Genomic DNA, 18,842 nt, shown 5'->3' on the forward strand with positions numbered 1-18,842 from the left:
GCAACCGGCCTGAAACCTCCCTGTAATGTACCTCCCTCACACTTGCCTTGACCCTCGCGGCTCCTTCCGGTAAACGACTGAGCAGTATGTTTGGTAGTCGTCCAATCTTTTCCCGGCCTGTCAGTCTTGCCGCCGGCCTATTCACTGTTCTGGCGAGTTGCGCTCCAACCTACAAGGAGGGTCTGCCGCCCGGCAGTCCGTTCGCGGAGGCGGCAGAGGCTCCCCTTTCCTCTTCCTCGTTTCCGCAGGGGATCGCCAGCGGGGATGTCACGGACCATACGGCGGTGATCTGGACCAGGACCGACGGGCCGCAGGTCGTTCAAGCCGAATGGTGGGAAGAACAGGGAAGCCTCACCGGTGATTCGGTGCAAGACCGAGTTCAGGCGCAACACCATCCGGAGGTTGGCGCCGGACAAACGACGGCGCTCCAGGCCACCAGTGCCGCTGACGATTATACGGTGAAGGTGCTCGTGACCGGGCTCCGGCCTTCGACGAGGTATCGCTATCGGTTCTGGGCTGCGGCCGGAGATGCGACCGGCGCTTTCCGCGAGGTGGCCAAGCCGAGCGAGGAGGGGACGTTTCGCACGGCGCCGCTCTCCACGGAGCACAGTCCGATCACGTTGCTCTGGAGCGGAGATCTGGGCGGGCAGGGCCGATGCCGGGCGGGGTCGGAGGAATACCCGATCTTTGACCGGATGCGGAACCAACGTGCCGACGTCATGCTCTTTCTCGGGGATACGGTCTATGGGGATGAGATCTGCTCGGCTCCCCCGAACGTCGCCGGCAGCTCGTTCGCTGCGCAGACGGCGGATCAGTATCGGGCCAAGCATCGCTATCAGCGGGGCGCGGCCAGTCTCAGGCGCTTCTTGGCCGAGACGCCGGTGCTGGCGATCTGGGACGATCACGAAGTGCGCAACAATTTCTCGGGCCCGTACGATTCGCTAATGCCGGCGGGGCGTCAGGCGCTATTGGAGTATTGGCCGATCGGGACCCCGCAGAATGACCCGACGAGGCTCTATCGAAAGTTCCGATACGGCGCCGATGTGGAACTCTTCATCCTCGACACCCGGCAGTACCGCAGCCGCAACAGCGACCCTGACGGTCCGGAGAAAACGATGCTGGGAACGAAACAACGGGACTGGCTGTTGCGGGGCCTGTCGGAATCGACGGCGACCTGGAAGGTCATCGTGACCAGCGTGCCGCTCTCGAATAGCCGGAAAGGCGGCTCGCTCAGGGCGCCGGGGCACGACAGTTGGGCCAGGGCCGCAGATGGGACGGGATTCGAGCATGAACTGCGGATGATCGTCGAGACGATGGTGACGAAGGACATCCGCAACGTCGTGTGGCTGGCCGCCGATGTCCATTACGTCCAAGCCAACGCCTACGATCCGTCGGGCGATGGAGAACCGGACTTTCATGAGTTCATCGCCGGTCCCTTGTCGGCCGACCCGGTCCGGCCGGTGGCGCCCGCGCCGACCTTCCGCCCGACCACCCTGTTCTCCGATTCGGGGTACTTCAACTTCGGTGTGGTGACGGCGGACCGTCATCGGCTGCAGGTTCAGATTGTCGATGCAGAGGGAACGGTCCGCCACACCCATCAGGTGATGGCGCGATAACGCGAGGGACTCACGACAGATGGGTCAGTCGGATCTGATGGCCGGTCGCTTGCATTCTCGAAGGCCGACCAGGTACGGTACGAGGCCCTGCGCAGGACAGCCCCAAGGCTACCGTCGGTAGGGGAAATCCTGGTCCTGTCCTGTACCCGCGGGCGGAACGGGAACAAACCATGTGGCTGCAAATCCTGTCGGTGATCGGGGCGCTGATGGTGCTGGTGGCCTATGGATTGAATCAGAACGGCATCTGGCGCGAGCTGGACGGCGGCTATTTGGCGTTGAATATCATCGGGTCGCTGCTGCTCGGCCTGGTGGCGGTGCTGGAACAGCAGGCGGGGTTTATTCTCTTGGAGTTTTCCTGGGCGGCGATTGGGATCATGGGCGTGATCCGGGCGCGCCGATTGCCCCGGCCCTCCTGAAGAATCCATCGCTCCGCAATCGCCATGAAATGGCACAGACAAGAAAGGGGACGAGACGATGGGGGCAAGTGTGACGGCAAGCGAGGTGTTTGAACGGGTCAAGGATGCCGCCGTGGCGGCGACCGGGCCGGATGAGAAGGCGTTGCAGATCGATTACGACGCGCTCAGGAAGAATATCCAAGCGGCGCTGGGGGATCGCAAGATCGCCCATCTCCATATCAATAAGTTTCTGCCGGAGGGATATGAAGACCAGGGGCGGTTCAATGTGCTGGTACTGACGACGGGTGGCGTGGTCTTCGACATGGTCATCGGGGATTCGTACTTTCGCTACGACATCGTCTCGGTCGGACAGTTGGACAAGGTCCAGGTGATCGATGCGCTCTGGAACAATCGTGAGAAACGGCAAGAGGACCCGTTTCTCAGTCTCAGGTTGATGCACGGCGAGGAGGCTCATCTGCTGCTGGCGCTGGAGGACGCGGAGCGAAAGACCCTCTTGGAGTTTGCCGCGGCCGTCACGTCCGCGAGAAATCCGGAGCGGTAGCGCGCCGGTTCAGGTCCTGAATTCGCTTGCTTCGGGATTGATCAGGCGACGGACGAACGCCGGTAGAACGGCAAGGTCTGGACGACCGCCTCGATCCGTTGTCCGTTGACGTCGACCGTGAGCGTGGTCTCCGGCTTGCTGAAGTCCCGCAAGGGGAACCCAAAGGCGATGACCTGCCCCAACTGAGGGGAGTGGACGGAACTGCTGACCCAGCCCACTTCGCGATCGCCGCTGAACAGTTTGGCGCCGCGCGGTGGGATCGTAGGGGCCTTGAGGACAAGCCCGACGAGGTGACGCCGGACGCTCCCGTAGGTGTCCATCCGGGCCACGACTTCTTGGCCAGGGTAACAGCCCTTGGTCAGACTGAACGCCTTGCCTTCCAGATTGGCCTCCGGAGGAACGATCTCCTCCGTCAAATCCAGCCCCGCTACGGGAAGCCCCGCTTCCATGCGCAACGCCTGCCTTGCTTCTGACCCGACCGGTGTGAGCCCGAGCGGCTGGCCGGCGGTCAGGAGTTGTTGCCACACCGTGCCGAGTTGGTCGGCGGGGAGCAGCACTTCGATATCAATCTCACCCGTCTCTTCCGTCCGACTCAGCAGCATGGGAATGCCGCCCAGATCGTGGCTCAGGAAGCGAAGCGGTTGGAGGGAGCCGACCTCGACCCCAAGAGCAGCCTTGATCAACTCCGGGGCCCGCGGGCCGCTGACAAGAAGTAGTCCCCAGGTTTCCGAGAGATTCTCAAGCTTGGCCTTGGTTCCGTAAAGAAGAAATTTTCTGATCGCCTGATGGGTCAGGTCCCCGACTTCACCCACGTCTTCCAGCAGCACCGCCTCCTCCTGCAGATAGACGCGGAAATAGGACAACATCTTGCCCTTGTGTGTCAGCAGGCTGGAATAGAGATATTGCCCCGGTTTCAGGGGCAGGAGATCGTTGCTGATGATGCTCTGGAGCCATTTCACGCGGTCGTCGCCGGTTACGCGCAGTTTGCCTCGATGGGACAGGTCGGACAGCCCGACAGCCTGCCGAACGGCCCGGTGCTCGTCCGCCGGATTGCCGTAACGCAGGGGCACCTCCCATCCGGATGATTCGCCGAACTGGGCTCCTGCTGCGACATGCTGGTCTCTGAGGCACAACCGCTTCATGGGCGGACACCCAGGATTTCCTGAACCAACGCGCCTGTGCGGGCTGAGAATTCATTGCGTGACACAATCTTCGACACGCCGAGCGTCTTGGCCCGCTGCCAGGTCTCGACCTCCTCGTGGTTGGCGAAGGCCAGTACCGGCACCTTGGCCAACAGCGGATCGGCTTTCAGCAACGTCAACGCCCTGAATGGGTCCAGGCTGAGGTCGTTCAAGTTCATCACCACCGCATCGGGGCTGGCGGCGGCCTTCGACGAGAAATCCTCCTGCGTGCGGGCTCGCTCCAGCTTGTAGCCCTGGGGAAGCAGGGCGTCGCGCAGCTTGGTGTAAAAGAAGAGATCGTTGATGACCACGAGGATGGTCTTATTGCTCATTTAAAAAAGGCTTAGGTTAAGGTTCAGTTAACCTCAACCTGGACCTCAGCCTACCCCTAGTTCATCGAGCTGATCAGACGTCCCAGCGATTTTTTCGCGAGCGCGTAATTGGGGTTCAGCGTGAGCGCCCGCTTGTAGCAGTCGATCGCCTTGGACCACTCGCCCTTCCGTTCATAGACCCGTCCCAAGTTGAGGTGCGGATATTCCGGGCTCTCATACCGTTTGGCCTGCATCGCGCGCTCGAACCAGGGGATGGCGTCGTCGAATTGGCCCTTCTCGATCAGGTACGCCCCGATGTCGTTGTACGGGTTGCCGAAATCCGGGTCCTGTGAGATCGCGTGATGGCATTCCTCGATCGCCTCGTCGATCCGGCCCATGAAACTGTAGGTCCAGCCCAGAAACGTATAGGCTTCGGCGGTCGGATAGGTCTCGATGGACTGTTTGTAGAGGCGGACGGCCTCCTCCAACTCGCCTTTCCGCTGCAACTCGAAGGCTTGCTGAAAGAGGTGCCAGGCTTCGCGCTTGTCCTCTTCGCGGCCTTCGCCCTGTATCAGAAAGTCCTGAATATCCATTGTCGTCATTCGTCAGTGGTCATTCTTCATTCGCGTGATCATCTCAGAAATTCTGCTCGATTGACGCGTGACGAATGACGCTTGACGTTATTCGTTTTTCAGTTTCTTCTTGATCAACTCGGCGCCGTAACGGCCGGACAGCAACATGGAGCCGAAGGCCGGCCCCATGCGCGGCGTGCCGTGGACGGCCGCGACCGCCAGACCGATGACGAAACAGTTCGGATAGACCTCGCCGGTGCGGTTCATGACTTCTTCTTCCGATCGCGACACCCACATGGCGCCGTTGCCGGGAACCGGCTGATAGAGCCGGCGCTTATGCAACAACTCCACAACAACGGCGTCATGGCCCGTGGCATCGACCACGACCTTGCTTTCCAGCGCGATCGGATCGACATGGATGACATCATGCCCCGCCATCTCCGCCGTCGTATTGTTGACCACCACACCCTCCAGCACCCCCTCCCGGCGCAGGATGAGGTCCACGACCCTGGTCAGGTTCAGGACCTTGGCCCCGGCCCGGTAAGCGGCGGCGACGAGGGCCCCGGTGGCATGGGGCGGATCGACCATGTACATGCCCTCGCATTCCTTGACCCGTTTGCAGGGCACGCCGATCTCTTCCAGAATCTCATTGGCCGGCTCGCAGATGGTGGCCTTGTTCATCAGATAGCCGCCATGCCAGAACCCGCCGCCGAGCGCCAACGACTGTTCGACGATCAAGGTCTTGAATCCCATCGTCGCAAGGTCATAGGCGCAGATCAGGCCGGACGGACCTGCCCCGACGATGATCACGTCGCTCTCGATGAGCTGGTCGAACTCCTTATAGTATTCCCGGGCGATGTGCCGGGTGATGTCCCGCTCCCTGAGCGGCGCCGGTTTAGGCTTGGCCATATGGACCTCGTGAATCGTTAATCGTGCAACGTGAACGTGACCAGTGAGTGATGGTGATCGAATCCGACTTGTTCCGGTTCACGTCTAGCGAATCACGGTTAACGGTAAATTTCCGCTCCGGATTGTCGGAATTCCTCCGCTTTCTCCTGCATGCCGACGGCCAGGGCCTCCTGCTCTTCCAATTGCTTCTTCGCCGCATAGTCCCGGACATCCTGCGTGATCTTCATGGAGCAGAAATGCGGCCCGCACATGCTGCAAAAGTGTGCGACCTTGGCCGCCTGGTCCGGCAACGTCGCATCGTGATAGGTCCGGGCCGTGTCCGGGTCCAGGGACAGGTTGAACTGATCCTGCCAGCGGAATTCAAAGCGCGCCCGTGACAGGGCGTTGTCCCGCCCCTGGGCCCCGGGATGGCCCTTCGCCAGGTCGGCGGCATGGGCCGCAATCTTGTAAGCGATCACCCCGGCCTTCACGTCCTCCCGGTTGGGCAGCCCCAAATGTTCCTTGGGCGTCACATAACAGAGCATGGCGCAGCCGTACCAGCCGATCATGGCGGCACCGATGGCCGAGGTGATATGGTCATAGCCCGGCGCGATATCGGTGGTCAGAGGGCCGAGCGTATAGAAGGGCGCTTCACCGCAGAGGTCGAGTTGCTTGGTCATGTTCTCGTGGATCAACTGCATCGGGATATGGCCGGGGCCTTCGATCATCACTTGGACGTCATGTTTCCAGGCGATCTTGGTCAACTCGCCGAGCGTGGCGAGTTCCGCGAACTGCGCTTCGTCGTTGGCGTCCGCGATGGACCCGGGCCGGAGCCCGTCGCCGAGGCTGAAGGCGACGTCATAGGCCTTCATGATCTCGCAGATCTCCTCGAAATGGGTATAGGCGAAGTTCTCTTTGTGATGGGCCAGGCACCATTTGGCATGGATCGACCCGCCGCGGGAGACGATCCCGGTGCAGCGGGAGGCGGTGAGGGGGATGTATCGGAGCAAGACGCCCGCGTGGATCGTGAAGTAGTCCACGCCCTGCTCGGCCTGTTCGATCAGCGTATCGCGATAGATCTCCCAGGTCAGGTCCTCGGCGCGGCCGCCGACCTTCTCCAGGGCCTGATAGATCGGAACGGTGCCGATCGGCACCGGGGAATTCCGGATGATCCACTCGCGGGTCTCATGGATGTTCTTGCCGGTCGAGAGGTCCATGACCGTGTCGGACCCCCACCGGATCGCCCAGACCATCTTCTCGACCTCCTCTTCGATCGAGGAGGCGATAGCGGAGTTACCGATGTTGGCGTTGATCTTGACCAGGAAGTTCCGGCCGATGATCATCGGCTCGCTTTCGGGATGGTTGATGTTCGATGGAATGATCGCCCGGCCACGCGCCACTTCGTCGCGCACGAATTCCGGGGTGATGGCGCGTGGAATCGCCGCGCCCCAGGCTTGGCCCGGATGTTCAGGGACGCCGCCCGCCCGGCCATTTCCGTTTCCGTTTGTGGCGCCGTGGGCGGCCGCTTGCTCGCGCCACTGGTTTTCCCTGATCGCGATGAACTCCATTTCCGGCGTGATGATGCCCTTCCGCGCATAGTGGAGTTGGGTCACGTTGGCTCCGGCCTTGGCTCTGAGCGGTCTCCGGATGTGTTGGAACCGCAGGGAAGCGAGCTTGGGGTCCTGGGCGCGAGCCCGTCCGAATTGCGAGGTGAGGTCCGGCAGCTCTTCCACATCGCCCCGATCGAGGATCCATTGCCGGCGAAGTGGGGCTAATCCGCGCCGGACATCGATCTTGGCAGTCGGGTCTGTATAGGGCCCGGAGGTATCGTACACCACCACTGTTTCCTTAAGAGAAGCTTCTCCTTGCGGCGTGCGGGTCGGGGAGGTCTCGATTTCCCGCATCGGAACGCGGACGCCGGGCAATCGGCCGGAGACATAGGTTTTTCGCGACCCCGGAAGAGGCTGTGTCGTGATCGGGGGCGTGGTTCCGTCCTGAGGGGAAGAGCCTGTGGGAGTCACGAGCATGGTCATGTGAGAACCGCTCCTCTCTTGGTCGTCGCTGCAAACAAAAAAGCCGCACCAAACGAGGGTGCGGCTTGAAACCGGACAACGGTGTCGAGATGGCCGCTTCCCTACGCTGGCATTATCCAGGTCAGGTTCAGAGGGTCGCCCGGTGGTCCGGACTCTCAGCCTTTCGGCTCCCCTAGCTGTGAGACAAACGCAAGGCATCGTACACCTGCCGTTCGGAGAGTGTCAATGTTCTCCGGGGCGAACCTGATTCCCTCGCAGGTCTTCGACTCCAGGATGCAGAGCTCCGTCCGGTCCAGGGGACCTATGGAGAAGGCGCAACGGTAGTGCTTCTGGGTCCGTTGATTGTTGGGGATGCGTCACGTAGAATTCATAAAATTCCCTCTAGAAAGGTGCAGATGAGCGTTCAATTGCCCGTGCTCGGCCATCCCGTCGATTCGGACATCTTTCGTCCGACCGAGTGTCGATCCATTTCCGAGTATCAGTCGCTGTCCCCGGACGAACTCTATCGCCGCACATCTGAGGCGAAGCGGAGCTTGGGCGATCGCGTGATGGTGCTGGGACACAATTACCAGCGCGACGAAGTGATCGTGCATGCGGACTTCCGCGGAGACTCGTTGCTCTTGGCGAAGCTCGCGCAGCGGCATGCGGATCGCCCCTACGTCGTCTTTTGCGGCGTGCATTTCATGGCGGAGACCGCCGACATCCTGAGCCGGTCTCGGCAGACCGTCATCCTTCCCGATCTCGCAGCCGGTTGTTCCATGGCCGACATGGCGGCGATCGAGCAGGTGGAACAATGTTGGGAATCGTTGGGGCGGGTGATGCCGGTCGAAGAGACGGTGTTGCCGGTCGTCTACGTCAACTCTGCGGCGAATCTGAAAGCTTTTTGCGGCGAACATGGGGGGCTCACCTGCACCTCGTCGAACGCGCGGGCAATCATGGAATGGGCCTGGGCCAGACGGGAAAAGATTCTCTTCTTCCCGGACGAACACCTGGGGCGCAATACGGCGAACAAGATGGGCTTGCCGCCGGAACAGATGCTCGTGTGGGATCCTTTCCTCCCGAACGGCGGCCATTCAGCGGAGGCTCTCGGCAAGGCCAGACTGCTCCTCTGGAAAGGCCATTGCAGCGTCCACCAAATGTTCCAGCCGTCCCATGTGGACTATTTCAGGCGGCAATATCCGGATGCGACCGTAATCGTTCATCCGGAATGTCATGAAACCGTGGTCAACAAGGCCGATCTAGTCGGGTCCACGGAATTCATCATCCGCACGGTGAGCGAGGCGCCGGCCGGGACCACCTGGGCCGTAGGCACGGAGCTGAATCTCGTCAATCGGCTCAAGCGGGAGCAGGCCGATAAGCGGGTCTTTTTCCTGTCCTCCACCGTGTGCCAATGCGCCACCATGTTCCGGATCGATGCGCCGCACCTTTGTTGGGCCATGGAAAATCTGGCGGAGGGGCGGGTGGTGAATCACATCACCGTCCCAGACGACGAGAAGCAGTGGGCCAGAGTGGCGCTCGATCGGATGATGGATCTGAGCTGATCGGCCCCCCGAGCGACTCCCACCTTCCTCCCAACCGATCCCGAACGCTGGACTTCCGGGCGAATCTTCGTGTATGTGGCTCAGTGATGGACTATAAATCGACCCTGAACCTGCCCCAGACCGACTTCCCCATGAAGGCGAATTTGCCGCAGCGGGAGCCGGAGCTGCTCGCCTGGTGGGACCAACAGCGGCTGTATGAGACGATTCAGGCAGCCGGGCGTGGCCGGCCTCTGTACATACTGCACGACGGGCCTCCCTATGCGAACGGACATATCCATATCGGGCACGCGCTGAACAAAATTCTCAAAGACATCATCATCAAGTCCAAGACCATGGCCGGGTGCCAGGCCCCGTATGTGCCGGGGTGGGACTGTCACGGTCTCCCGATCGAGCATCAGGTTCTGAAAGAGTTGGGGAGCAAGAAGCAGGGGCTCGACATGATCGGGATCCGGCGGCTCTGCCGGGAGTACGCGGAAAAATACTATCAGATCCAGCGCGACGAGTTCCGCCGCCTCGGCGTGCTCGGGGATTGGGACCACCCCTACCTGACGATGACCCCGTCCTATGAAGCTGAGATCGTGCGCGAGCTGGGCAAGTTCGTCGAGCGCGGCGGCGTCTATAAGGGACTCAAGCCGGTGCTCTGGTGCACGCAGGACCAAACGGCGCTCGCAGAAGCGGAGGTGGAGTACGCCGACCACCGATCGCCTTCGATTTATGTCAGATTCCCTTTTGTGTTGTCACCCCAAGAGCTTTCTAACAGAGCGAATCTCCAGATCAATTTTCCCTCTGAAGTTAAGACTGTGTCGATCGTGATCTGGACGACAACTCCCTGGACGCTTCCGGCAAACCAAGCCGTATGTATCAATGAAGAGTTTGATTACGCTTTTGTCCAAGTGGGGAATGAGGTTCTGATCATCGCTGATAAGTTGTTGGAAGCAGTAATGAAGGCTTGTGGACTAACAGAGTACAAGAAGTTAGCTGTAAGAGGAAGGTTAGGTACTGCTGATCCAAGACAAATACATTCCGGAGGTAAGCTGGAAGGGTTGCTATGCAAGAGGCCTCTTTCTGAAGGACTCTCTCCTGTTCTTTATGGCGATTTCGTTACGTTGGACCAAGGTACAGGTTGCGTTCACATCGCTCCTGGTCACGGTCAAGAAGATTACCAATTGGCCCTTCGATACAACTCTTCTCCGTATTCACAGGTTCTTGAGCAGCCACTTGAAGTCTTAGCGCCTGTGGATAGTTCCGGCCGGTTCACCGAGACGGTCCCGGACTTTGCCGGACAGCATGTGTTCAAGGCCAATCCTCGGATCGTGGAACGGTTGCAAGAGAACGGGCGGCTCCTTGGACATGGGGCATTGACCCATTCGTATCCCCACTGTTGGCGATGCAAAAGCCCGGTCATTTTTCGGGCGACGGAACAATGGTTCGTCTCGATGGAGGCGAACGACCTCAGGAAAGATGCGCTGGCGGAAATCGAGCGGGTGCGATGGATTCCGACCTACGGGCGCGACCGGATCACCGGCATGATCGAGAACCGCCCCGACTGGTGCATCTCACGGCAGCGGGTGTGGGGGGTGCCGATCGTCGGGTTCTCCTGCACCGCCTGCAACACCATTCTCGTCAATCCGACGATCGTGGAACATGTGGCGGCCCTGGTCGAACAGGGCGGGACCGATGTGTGGTTCGGCCGATCGGCGGCCGAGTTGCTGCCGGCGGGAACGACCTGCGGCAAGTGCGGCGGCACGACGTTTGAGAAGGAAAAGGATATCCTGGACGTCTGGTTCGAGTCAGGGGTGAGCTATGCCGCTGTGCTGAAACCATGCAAGTGGTGGCCGGCGGATCTGTATCTAGAGGGGTCGGACCAGCACCGAGGGTGGTTTCACAGCGCCCTGTTGGCCGGGGTCACCACCGACCGGCGCGCTCCCTACAAGGCCGTGCTGACCCATGGGTTCGTCGTGGACGGGGCGGGCAAGAAGATGTCCAAATCAGCCGGCAACGTGGTCGCTCCCCAGGACGTGATCAAACAGTATGGAGCGGAAATTCTCCGGTTGTGGGTGTCCGCGCAGGACTATCGGGAAGACCTACGGATCTCGCAGGAGATCCTGGGGCAACTGGTCGAGGCCTATCGCAAGATCCGCAACACGAGCCGGTTCCTGCTGAGCAACCTCTATGATTTCGACCCGCTGCATGATCGCGTGGCCTATGAACGGCTGCCCGAGATCGACCGCTGGGCGCTTCTGCGGCTCAACCAACTGATCCCCAAGATCAAGGCCGCCTACGAATCCTTTGAATTCCATTCGATCTTCCACCAGCTCAACAACTTTTGCTCGGTGGACCTGAGCGCCGTCTACTTGGATATCCTGAAGGATCGGCTGTACACCTTCCGCAAGGACTCGACGTTGCGGCGCGGTTCGCAGACAGTGTTGCTAGACGTCCTCGTGGCGCTGACCAAGCTCATGGCGCCCATTCTGAGCTTCACCGCCGAGGAGATTTGGCGCATATTGCCCAAGGGAGCGGTGCCCGATCCGGGGCATTGGAGCGTGCACCTCGCTTCATTCCCGGAGGCTCCTCCGGAGTGGAACGATGCGGCGCTGGCTCAACGGTGGGATAGGCTCCTGGAAGTGCGGACGGCTGTGCAAGCGGCGTTGGAGGAGAAACGGCGAGAGAAGGTCATCGGCTCGTCTCTCGAAGCCCATGTGCTTATCGAGGCGAATCAGCAGCAATATGAATTTCTTGCTCAGTACATCACTGATCTGCCCAGCTTTCTGATTGTTTCGAGTGTTGACCTGAAGCAATCAGCGGCATTGCCTGTGGCCGAAGGAATGCGCTTCACCGTTCAGAAATCCACGGAACCCAGGTGCGAACGCTGCTGGAATTACCGGTCGTCCGTGGGGCAGGATCGCAGCCATCCCACGCTCTGCGACCGGTGCCTTGAGGCGATCCGGTGACCGCCGCCGGCACCAGATTTCTGCTGCTGGCGCTGGTCAGCGGAGCGGTCGTCTTTGCGGACCAACTGACGAAGCTCCAGATCATGCAGTCGATGCAACTGCATGAGTCGATCCCGATCATTCCCAACCTGTTCAGCCTGACCTACATTCGGAATCCCGGCGCCGCGTTCGGTCTGATGGCGGGCAGCAGCACCGGCTTCCGCCTGATCTTCTTCGCCTTTACCTCCGTGTTTGCCGTCGTGCTGCTCGGGACCATTCTGATCCGTTTGCCGGAGCGGGATCTCATGGGGCAATACAGCATCGCCGCCATTCTCGGTGGGGCCGTCGGCAATCTGCTGGACCGCGTACGCTTCGGCGAAGTGATCGACTTTCTCGATTTCTATGTGGGGCAGTACCATTGGCCGGCATTCAACGTGGCGGATGCCGCGATCAGCGTCGGGGTCTTTTTTCTCATCCTGCACTTTGCGCTGGAAAAGAAAGCCGACGCCCCTCCACCGTCGGCCGCGGTCCGGCCCGACGCCTAATCCAACCGGGCGTCGTCTGCCAGCGAAGGCGATCGTGTTCCCCGGTCATCGTTGAATGTCTCGACTTGCCGTTAGCCCGCGAACACATACAGGACCAGCGCGCCTAAGGCCATCCGATAGTAGGCGAAGGCCCGGAGCGTGTGGCGCTTGACGAATCCCATGAACAGCGCGATGACGGCCCAGGCCGTCAGAAACGACACCACCAGCCCAATGCCGAGCGCCAACAGGTCGGCTTGGGACATGAGCGCGTGCGATTTCAGGAATTGATAGAGGGTCGCGGCGACGAGTGTGGGAAGGGCGAGAAAAAACGAGTACTCTGTCGCGACCTTTCGGTCGAGGCCGACCAGGAGCCCGCCGACGATCGTGGAGCCGGAGCGGGACATGCCGGGAATCAACGAGGCACACTGGGCCAGGCCGATCCACCAGGCATGGGAGAGCGTCACCTGAGGCAGTTCCTTGATTCGCGGACGATCCTTCATGGCTTCGACCGCGAGAATGACCAGCCCCCCCGCGATCGATGAGAGGGCGACTGTGTCAGGCGTGAAGAGATGGGCTTTGATCCACCCATGCGCGAGAACGCCCACCAGGGCGGCCGGCAGAAAGGCCAGCCCGATTCCGACGATGAACCACAGGCTTGGGTGGAGCCGAAACGACTCTTGGAGCAGGAGAGTCCATGAGGAATGCGCCCGTTCCGCCGCCATGTGCCGGAAGCCGATCTGATCGCGGTAGGCCCGCCCGGCCAGCGTCTTGATCTTGTCCCATTCGTAGACGATCACGGCGAGGATCGCGCCGAGCTGGATGGAAATTTCGACGCTGGACGCAACCTCGCCGGTAAACCCGACGGCGTGGCCGACCAGAATGAGATGGCCTGTGGAGGAGACAGGCAGGTATTCCGTCAACCCTTCGACAAGACCCAGCAGCACAGCCAGTTCCGGACCCCATTCATTCACGAGAACCTTCCTTTGAGACGGTGACGGCGGAGAGACGGGTGAGGTGCGATGCGGCCATCATCACAGAGGCGGCTGTGCGCGTCAAGCCATCCGAGGATTCGTCCGCCTGTCCCTCAGGCGGCGCGTCCCGTCCGGCTGAGAATGCAAATGAGTTGACAAAAGCGAGGTGATACAATACATGACAGCATAGCTGGCCGAGCCTCTGTCCCCACCCCACAACTTGCAGGATCATGAAACGCGAAAGGAGAGAGTCCATGAAACCCATCTACGCCGTGACAGGAGCACTTCTGACGGCCTGCCTTGTCGGCGGCTGTGTGAGTTCCGGCAAGTACAATGAGGTTGTTGCCGAAAAGGATGCGACGGTGACCGAGCTGGAGCGAACCCGCTCGCAAAAAACCGCGTTGGAGCAGCAGGTCAAGACGCTCAAGGAGCTGAACGTCAAGTTCAGCAACGAAGCCCAGGCCGCGCGCGACGAGCTGCAACGGATCGAACATGGCCGCGACAAGGAGCGGTCTTCCGTGGATGCCCATACGAAGGAACTGGAACAGAAGGTGGCGCAGCTCAGCGCGCAACAGCGGAGCCTCCGTCACGAATACGAGGACGTCAAGCGGCATAACGAGACGCTCAAATCGCTGGTCGCCCGCTATCAAAAGGAGCTGAAGGATCGTTCCCCCGTGCCGGTGCCGGGGAGCGCGCAGCCGCCCTCGTTGTCGCTGCCGGGCGCGCCGGTTCCGGGTCCGTCGGCTGCGCCCCCCCCGGGGCTAGGGGCCAAGGCGGCGCCCTCCGGGCTGCCTCCGATGGGAGCCGGGGCTCCGCTGAACCTCAACAAGGCGACCGCCGGTGAAATGGTGGAGCAGTTGGGTGTGACAAAAGATGTGGCGGAGAAAATCGTGAGCAATCGTCCCTACCGGCTCAAGGGAGAGCTGGTGGCGAAGAACGTGGTGCCCAAAGAAACCTATGACGTCATCAAGGATCGCGTGACGGTCAGCCCGTAGGGCAAGGATTGGAGCGGTAGCAGGAAGGGGCTGTTTGCCGCGGCGGCAAACAGCCCCTTCCTGCTTTGGGGCTCGCGCGCGCCCGATGAACAAGCCGCGGCGACACAGTGGGTGTCGTAGGGCATGCGGGATAGCTCCACAAGGATCGACTTGATAGAATAGCGCAGGCTGTAAGGGACGATCCTATGCGTCGAACGGTTTCGATCATCGCATTATTGGGTGCCGTGGGAGCCGGTGTCTGGCTCTTCTTGTTCTCGAATGATTCCCCCACGGTGATCAGGTACAAGACGGCCGTGCTCGAACGGGGGGCCGTTGTGTCGGTCGTCAATGCGACCGGGACCGTCAATCCCGTCGTTGCGGTTCAAGTTGGAACCCAGGTCTCGGGCATGATCAAGAGCCTCAATGCGGACTTCAATTCGGTTGTCAAAGCAGGCGACGTGATCGCGCAGATCGATCCGGCACCCTTTCAAGCCAGGCGGGATCAGACCGCCGGTAATTTGGGGATGGCGCGGGCGGCGGTCTCCAAGGCGCGGGTGGACCTCGCGCAACGGACGCGCGAGTTGGAACGGATGAAGGGATTGCTTGCCCAGCAGTTCGTGTCGCAGAACGATGTCGATATGGCCCTGACGGCGCAGGAAAACGCCCAGGCCCAGCTCAAGCTGGCCGAAGCCCAACTGAAACAGGCGGAGGCCACGCTGGATGCGGCCGAGCTCGATTTGAAGTACACGACCATTCGTTCCCCGGTAAACGGGATCGTGATCGCCCGTAACGTCGAGGTGGGCCAGACGGTCGCCGCAAGCTTCGCCACCCCCAACCTGTTTTTGATCGCCTTGGACTTGACCCAGATGCAGGTGGATACGAATGTCAGCGAAGCCGATATTGGAGGAATTGCCGAAGGGAAAGCGGCCGTCTTCACGGTGGACGCCTACCCGGGGGAATTGTTCCGCGGCAAGATCCGGCAGGTGCGCAATGCGCCGATCAACGTCCAGAACGTGGTCACCTACAATGTGGTGGTCGGAGTCGAAAACCAGGACCTGCGATTGAAGCCGGGAATGACCGCCAATGTGTCGATTGTGGTCGCGCAGCGGGATCAGGTCCTCAAGGTGCCCAACGCCGCGCTACGGTTCGTGCCGCCCGCCGTTCCGCTGGGAGGCGGGGGGATCGGCGCCGCGACGGCGGCGCCGAAGGCTGATGTCGCGACGGAAACGAGGGGGAAAACGCTGTGGCGGCTCGGCAGCGGAGACCGGCCGGAACCGGTCCCGATCCAAACCGGCCTCTCCGACGGCCTGTTTACGGAAATTATCGGGGCCACGCTGCAGGAAGGGGACCGTGTCATCGTCGGCCTGGAGTCGCCGAGGTTAGAACAGAGGACAACCACCTTGCCGCCCGGCTTCGGCTCGGCACAGCGGCGATCGGGGCGCGATCGAAGCCTGTAGAGACCGGCCTGTCTGTGATCGCTCATGGGAGATCTGATCGACTGTCGGGATGTCTGGAAAATCTACCGGGTTGGAGCGGTGGAGGTGCCGGCGCTGCGGGGGGTCACCCTTCAAGTGCAATCCGGGGAATTCATCGCGATCCTCGGCTCATCCGGATCGGGCAAATCGACCCTCATGTATATCCTGGGCTGTCTGGACCGGCCGACCAGCGGGACGTACCTGCTTGAGAGACGGGATATCGGAGCTGCTTCGGCCGATGAGCTGGCCGAGATCCGAAACCGGAAGATCGGATTTGTCTTTCAAAGCTTCAACCTGATCCCTCGCACGAGCGCCTTGGAAAATGCCCAGCTTCCGCTGTTCTATCGAGGCCTGGGGCTGAGCGAACAGCGGGCCCGGGCGTCGGCGGCGCTCGCCCGCGTCGGGCTCTCGGGTCGCGAATCGCATTACCCCGCTCAACTGTCAGGAGGACAGCAGCAGCGAGTGGCGATCGCACGGGCCCTGGTCACGGATCCGTCGATTCTCCTGGCGGATGAGCCCACTGGAAACCTCGATACGGAGTCCAGCCGAGAGATCATGCGCATTCTCCAAGGCTTGAACCGTGATGAAGGCATCACGGTCATTCTCGTGACCCACGAGGCCGACATCGCGGCCCATGCGTCCCGACAACTGACGATGAAGGATGGTGAAATCGTGAGCGACCGGGCCGTTTCGCCGGCGTTCATCTCTGCTCCGTCATGTACGCCTTCCTCTACCTGACCATCGCGACCGCCTTCCGCATCATTGCGCGCAATCGGCTCCGCGCCGCCCTCACAATGCTGGGCATTATCATCGGCGTGGCCTCGGTCATTGCTATGGCCAGCATCGGCCAGGGAGCCCGTGCCCTTGTCCAAGCCCAGATCGCCACCATCGGCACCAACGTCATCATCGTGCTTCCGGGTACTACGACCGTGGGCGGTGTGCGAGCCGGGCAGGGAGCCGCGGTAACCCTCACGGTTGCAGATGCGCTGGACCTGAAGAAGAAGGTGCCGCTGCTGTTGGACACCGGCTGGGCCAAGCGGGATGTGTTGCAGATCGTCAGCGGCAACAGGAACTGGAATGGACCGGTCAACGGGATCTCCCCGTCGTATTTGGTGATCCGCGATTGGTCCTTTGCGGGCGGCGGTCCCTTCACGCAGGCGGATATGGATACGGCGGCGCGCGTGGCCCTGCTCGGGCGCACTGTGGTCGAGAACCTGTTCGAGCCGGGCGAAGATCCGGTGGGCGCGACCATTCGCATCAGAAATGTGCCGTTCACGGTCGTCGGCGTCCTGGCCCCCAAGGGCCAATCGGCCCAGGGCTCGGATCAGGATGACATCGTCTTCATTCCCTTCACCACGGCGGAGCGGAAGGTCGTCGGCACCTCGTTTCTCGGGTCAGTCGGGGCGCTCTTCGCCTCTACGGTCAGACCGGAAGATCTGCCGGAAGCCGTCGAACGGATCAGGGAGGTGTTGCGGGGACGCCACCGGCTGCAACCGGACCAACCGGATGATTTCACCATCCGCACCCAGGTGGATATCGGCAAAGTCCAGGAGGGCATTACCGCGACGATTACCAACCTGCTGTTCGCTGTGGCCTCGATCTCGCTCGTGGTCGGCGGCGTCGGCATCATGAACATTCTGCTGGTCTCGGTGACCGAGCGGACCAGAGAGATCGGCGTCCGGATGGCCGTCGGGGCCAAACGGGGGCATATTCTCTTTCAATTTCTGATCGAAGCGATCACGTTGAGCCTGTTCGGAGGAGCGGCCGGGATCCTGCTTGGCGTGCTGGCCTCGAAGCTCGCCACGGCTGTGGCCGGGTGGCCGACGGTCATCTCGGGCGCGTCGATTCTGATCGCCTTCTGCTTCTCCGCCGCGGTCGGGCTCTTTTTCGGCCTCTATCCGGCCAATAAGGCCTCGCGGTTGGACCCCATCGAGGCGCTTCGCTACGAATAGATCGGTCGGCTGGGTTACTTCCTGTTCAGGTGCTCGGAGGGCGGCGGCGAGGGAAGGTTGCGTTGGCTGGTCGTGGGCTGATCAAACAAGTGAGCGCAAGCCTGTGCGGCGGAGATCGTCACCAGAATCGTCGCGATCAGTTCAAAGTACCCGCCCATTGGTGTCGCTCCTTCCGTCGCGTCCTGTCCTAACCGTAGCCGGCATTCGGGCTGGGTCGTAGACCACAAGGAAGTAACTCCGAAGCTGGGCAGCAAACCGATCCGAAGGCAGGCGGGCAAGACCGACACAGGTAGAGGTGAATCAAGTGGCAAGGGGCTGATCCAATAACGACAGCGTCACCTCGATTCGCGGCTGGTGCTTGTCTTGCCGCTTGTACAGGTGGATTTCCGTAATCCGATTGTCGTTGAGCCCCAATCCCGCGCAGAGCGCGTCCTGCGCGATCTTGAGGCCGCTATCCACGTCCCGCCGCAGCGCCGAGCTGAAGCAAAATCGGATCGTGAGCGATAGGGAGGCCGACTGGATCCTGTCCAAGAAGAAGGCTCGCCGGGGAAAGCGGGCGAGTCCGACCGCCACCAATTGGGCGACCTCGGCCTTGTACGTGCGGCCGGCCGCAGTCAACACGCGCCGGCCGTTGACCGTCGCATATTGGTGATTGATGCTCGGGGGGACGGGGAGGATCGCTTCCAGAGAAGTATCGGAGATGCGAGGATACGGATAAGGGGCCGGTGGCGTCGATGCCGGTCGTTTTTTCTTGACCTGGAACGAAAGGGGTTTTCGATGTGAATCAGGTCTGGCTGACGACGCTGGGACAGGCCCTATGAGAGGGAGCACGTCAGCGGACGAAACGGAGGAGCTACTGCGATAGGATACGACGCGCACCGCGACGGGGTATCGAGTCTGTTTGCGGGTCACGAGGG

At 61.2% G+C, this 18,842-nt stretch carries 18 protein-coding genes and 1 riboswitch; of the genes, 10 read left to right on the top strand and 8 right to left on the bottom strand.

What is annotated here, in order from left to right; all coding sequences use genetic code 11:
• The first annotated feature begins 86 nt into the window (after window positions 1-86).
• From QWI75_RS06485 to QWI75_RS06495, 3 genes are all read left to right on the top strand, one after another.
• Window positions 87-1,616, top strand: a complete 1,530-nt coding sequence (locus tag QWI75_RS06485) for an alkaline phosphatase D family protein (RefSeq protein ID WP_289267882.1) — start codon at window positions 87-89, stop codon at window positions 1,614-1,616.
• 170 nt (window positions 1,617-1,786) lie between these two features.
• Complete coding sequence (locus QWI75_RS06490) at window positions 1,787-2,032, top strand: CBU_0592 family membrane protein (RefSeq protein WP_289267883.1); 246 nt, start codon at window positions 1,787-1,789, stop codon at window positions 2,030-2,032.
• A gap of 58 nt (window positions 2,033-2,090) precedes the next feature.
• Window positions 2,091-2,573, top strand: a complete 483-nt coding sequence (locus QWI75_RS06495; RefSeq protein WP_289267884.1) for a hypothetical protein — start codon at window positions 2,091-2,093, stop codon at window positions 2,571-2,573.
• A 41-nt stretch (window positions 2,574-2,614) separates the two neighbouring features.
• On the opposite strand, the gene ygfZ is transcribed toward QWI75_RS06495, so the two are convergent.
• From ygfZ to thiC, 5 genes are all read right to left on the bottom strand, one after another.
• Window positions 2,615-3,715 carry a CAF17-like 4Fe-4S cluster assembly/insertion protein YgfZ gene (ygfZ, locus tag QWI75_RS06500; RefSeq protein ID WP_289267885.1) on the bottom strand — a complete coding sequence of 367 codons (1,101 nt, stop codon included), beginning with the start codon at window positions 3,713-3,715 and terminating at the stop codon, window positions 2,615-2,617.
• Window positions 3,712-4,086, bottom strand: a complete 375-nt coding sequence (locus QWI75_RS06505; RefSeq protein ID WP_289267886.1) for a PleD family two-component system response regulator — start codon at window positions 4,084-4,086, stop codon at window positions 3,712-3,714. Before QWI75_RS06505 ends, ygfZ begins: the two co-directional genes overlap by 4 nt.
• Before the next feature lie 56 nt (window positions 4,087-4,142).
• Window positions 4,143-4,667 carry a tetratricopeptide repeat protein gene (locus QWI75_RS06510; RefSeq protein ID WP_289267887.1) on the bottom strand — a complete coding sequence of 175 codons (525 nt, stop codon included), beginning with the start codon at window positions 4,665-4,667 and terminating at the stop codon, window positions 4,143-4,145.
• A gap of 78 nt (window positions 4,668-4,745) precedes the next feature.
• On the bottom strand, window positions 4,746-5,546 hold the full coding sequence (locus QWI75_RS06515) for a sulfide-dependent adenosine diphosphate thiazole synthase (RefSeq protein ID WP_289267888.1): 801 nt from the start codon (window positions 5,544-5,546) through the stop codon (window positions 4,746-4,748).
• Window positions 5,547-5,644: 98 nt separating this feature from the next.
• The gene (gene thiC, locus QWI75_RS06520) at window positions 5,645-7,552 is read right to left on the bottom strand and encodes a phosphomethylpyrimidine synthase ThiC (RefSeq protein WP_370693623.1); all 1,908 of its coding nucleotides are present in this window, start codon (window positions 7,550-7,552) and stop codon (window positions 5,645-5,647) included.
• A gap of 87 nt (window positions 7,553-7,639) precedes the next feature.
• Window positions 7,640-7,742, bottom strand: a riboswitch (TPP riboswitch).
• Between the two features lie 211 nt (window positions 7,743-7,953).
• On the opposite strand from thiC, the gene nadA reads away from it, so the two are divergent.
• The 3 genes from nadA to lspA all read left to right on the top strand — a co-directional run bounded on the left by nadA (window position 7,954) and on the right by lspA (window position 12,574).
• A complete protein-coding gene (gene nadA / locus QWI75_RS06525) occupies window positions 7,954-9,099 on the top strand; it encodes a quinolinate synthase NadA (RefSeq protein WP_289267890.1) in 1,146 nt (381 codons plus the stop codon).
• Between the two features lie 86 nt (window positions 9,100-9,185).
• Complete coding sequence (gene ileS, locus QWI75_RS06530; protein ID WP_289267891.1) at window positions 9,186-12,050, top strand: isoleucine--tRNA ligase; 2,865 nt, start codon at window positions 9,186-9,188, stop codon at window positions 12,048-12,050.
• Window positions 12,047-12,574, top strand: coding sequence for a signal peptidase II (lspA, locus tag QWI75_RS06535; RefSeq protein ID WP_289267892.1), 528 nt, complete (start codon window positions 12,047-12,049; stop codon window positions 12,572-12,574). Before ileS ends, lspA begins: the two co-directional genes overlap by 4 nt.
• A 71-nt stretch (window positions 12,575-12,645) precedes the next feature.
• Here lspA and QWI75_RS06540 read toward each other — a convergent pair whose 3' ends face one another.
• The gene (locus QWI75_RS06540; RefSeq protein ID WP_289267893.1) at window positions 12,646-13,524 is read right to left on the bottom strand and encodes an undecaprenyl-diphosphate phosphatase; all 879 of its coding nucleotides are present in this window, start codon (window positions 13,522-13,524) and stop codon (window positions 12,646-12,648) included.
• 254 nt (window positions 13,525-13,778) lie between these two features.
• Between QWI75_RS06540 and QWI75_RS06545 the strand changes: the two genes are divergently transcribed.
• The 4 genes from QWI75_RS06545 (at window position 13,779) to QWI75_RS06560 (ending at window position 17,925) form a co-directional block, all read left to right on the top strand.
• Window positions 13,779-14,519 (top strand): hypothetical protein, encoded by a 741-nt coding sequence (locus QWI75_RS06545; protein WP_289267894.1) that lies wholly within the window; start codon window positions 13,779-13,781, stop codon window positions 14,517-14,519.
• Window positions 14,520-14,704: 185 nt separating this feature from the next.
• On the top strand, window positions 14,705-15,955 hold the full coding sequence (locus QWI75_RS06550) for an efflux RND transporter periplasmic adaptor subunit (protein ID WP_289267895.1): 1,251 nt from the start codon (window positions 14,705-14,707) through the stop codon (window positions 15,953-15,955).
• 24 nt (window positions 15,956-15,979) lie between these two features.
• Window positions 15,980-16,711 carry an ABC transporter ATP-binding protein gene (locus QWI75_RS06555; protein WP_289267896.1) on the top strand — a complete coding sequence of 244 codons (732 nt, stop codon included), beginning with the start codon at window positions 15,980-15,982 and terminating at the stop codon, window positions 16,709-16,711.
• Window positions 16,690-17,925 (top strand): ABC transporter permease, encoded by a 1,236-nt coding sequence (locus QWI75_RS06560; protein ID WP_289267897.1) that lies wholly within the window; start codon window positions 16,690-16,692, stop codon window positions 17,923-17,925. Before QWI75_RS06555 ends, QWI75_RS06560 begins: the two co-directional genes overlap by 22 nt.
• 14 nt (window positions 17,926-17,939) lie before the next feature.
• Here the strand turns inward: QWI75_RS06560 and QWI75_RS06565 are convergent, their stop codons facing one another.
• Window positions 17,940-18,083: a hypothetical protein gene (locus QWI75_RS06565; RefSeq protein WP_289267898.1), complete on the bottom strand. Its 144-nt coding sequence runs from the start codon at window positions 18,081-18,083 to the stop codon at window positions 17,940-17,942.
• Window positions 18,084-18,225: 142 nt separating this feature from the next.
• Window positions 18,226-18,837 carry a RusA family crossover junction endodeoxyribonuclease gene (locus tag QWI75_RS06570; protein ID WP_306417585.1) on the bottom strand — a complete coding sequence of 204 codons (612 nt, stop codon included), beginning with the start codon at window positions 18,835-18,837 and terminating at the stop codon, window positions 18,226-18,228.
• Between the last annotated feature and the right edge of the window lie 5 nt (window positions 18,838-18,842).

Source organism: Nitrospira tepida, assembly GCF_947241125.1.
Classification (GTDB): Bacteria; Nitrospirota; Nitrospiria; order Nitrospirales; family Nitrospiraceae; genus Nitrospira_G; species Nitrospira_G tepida.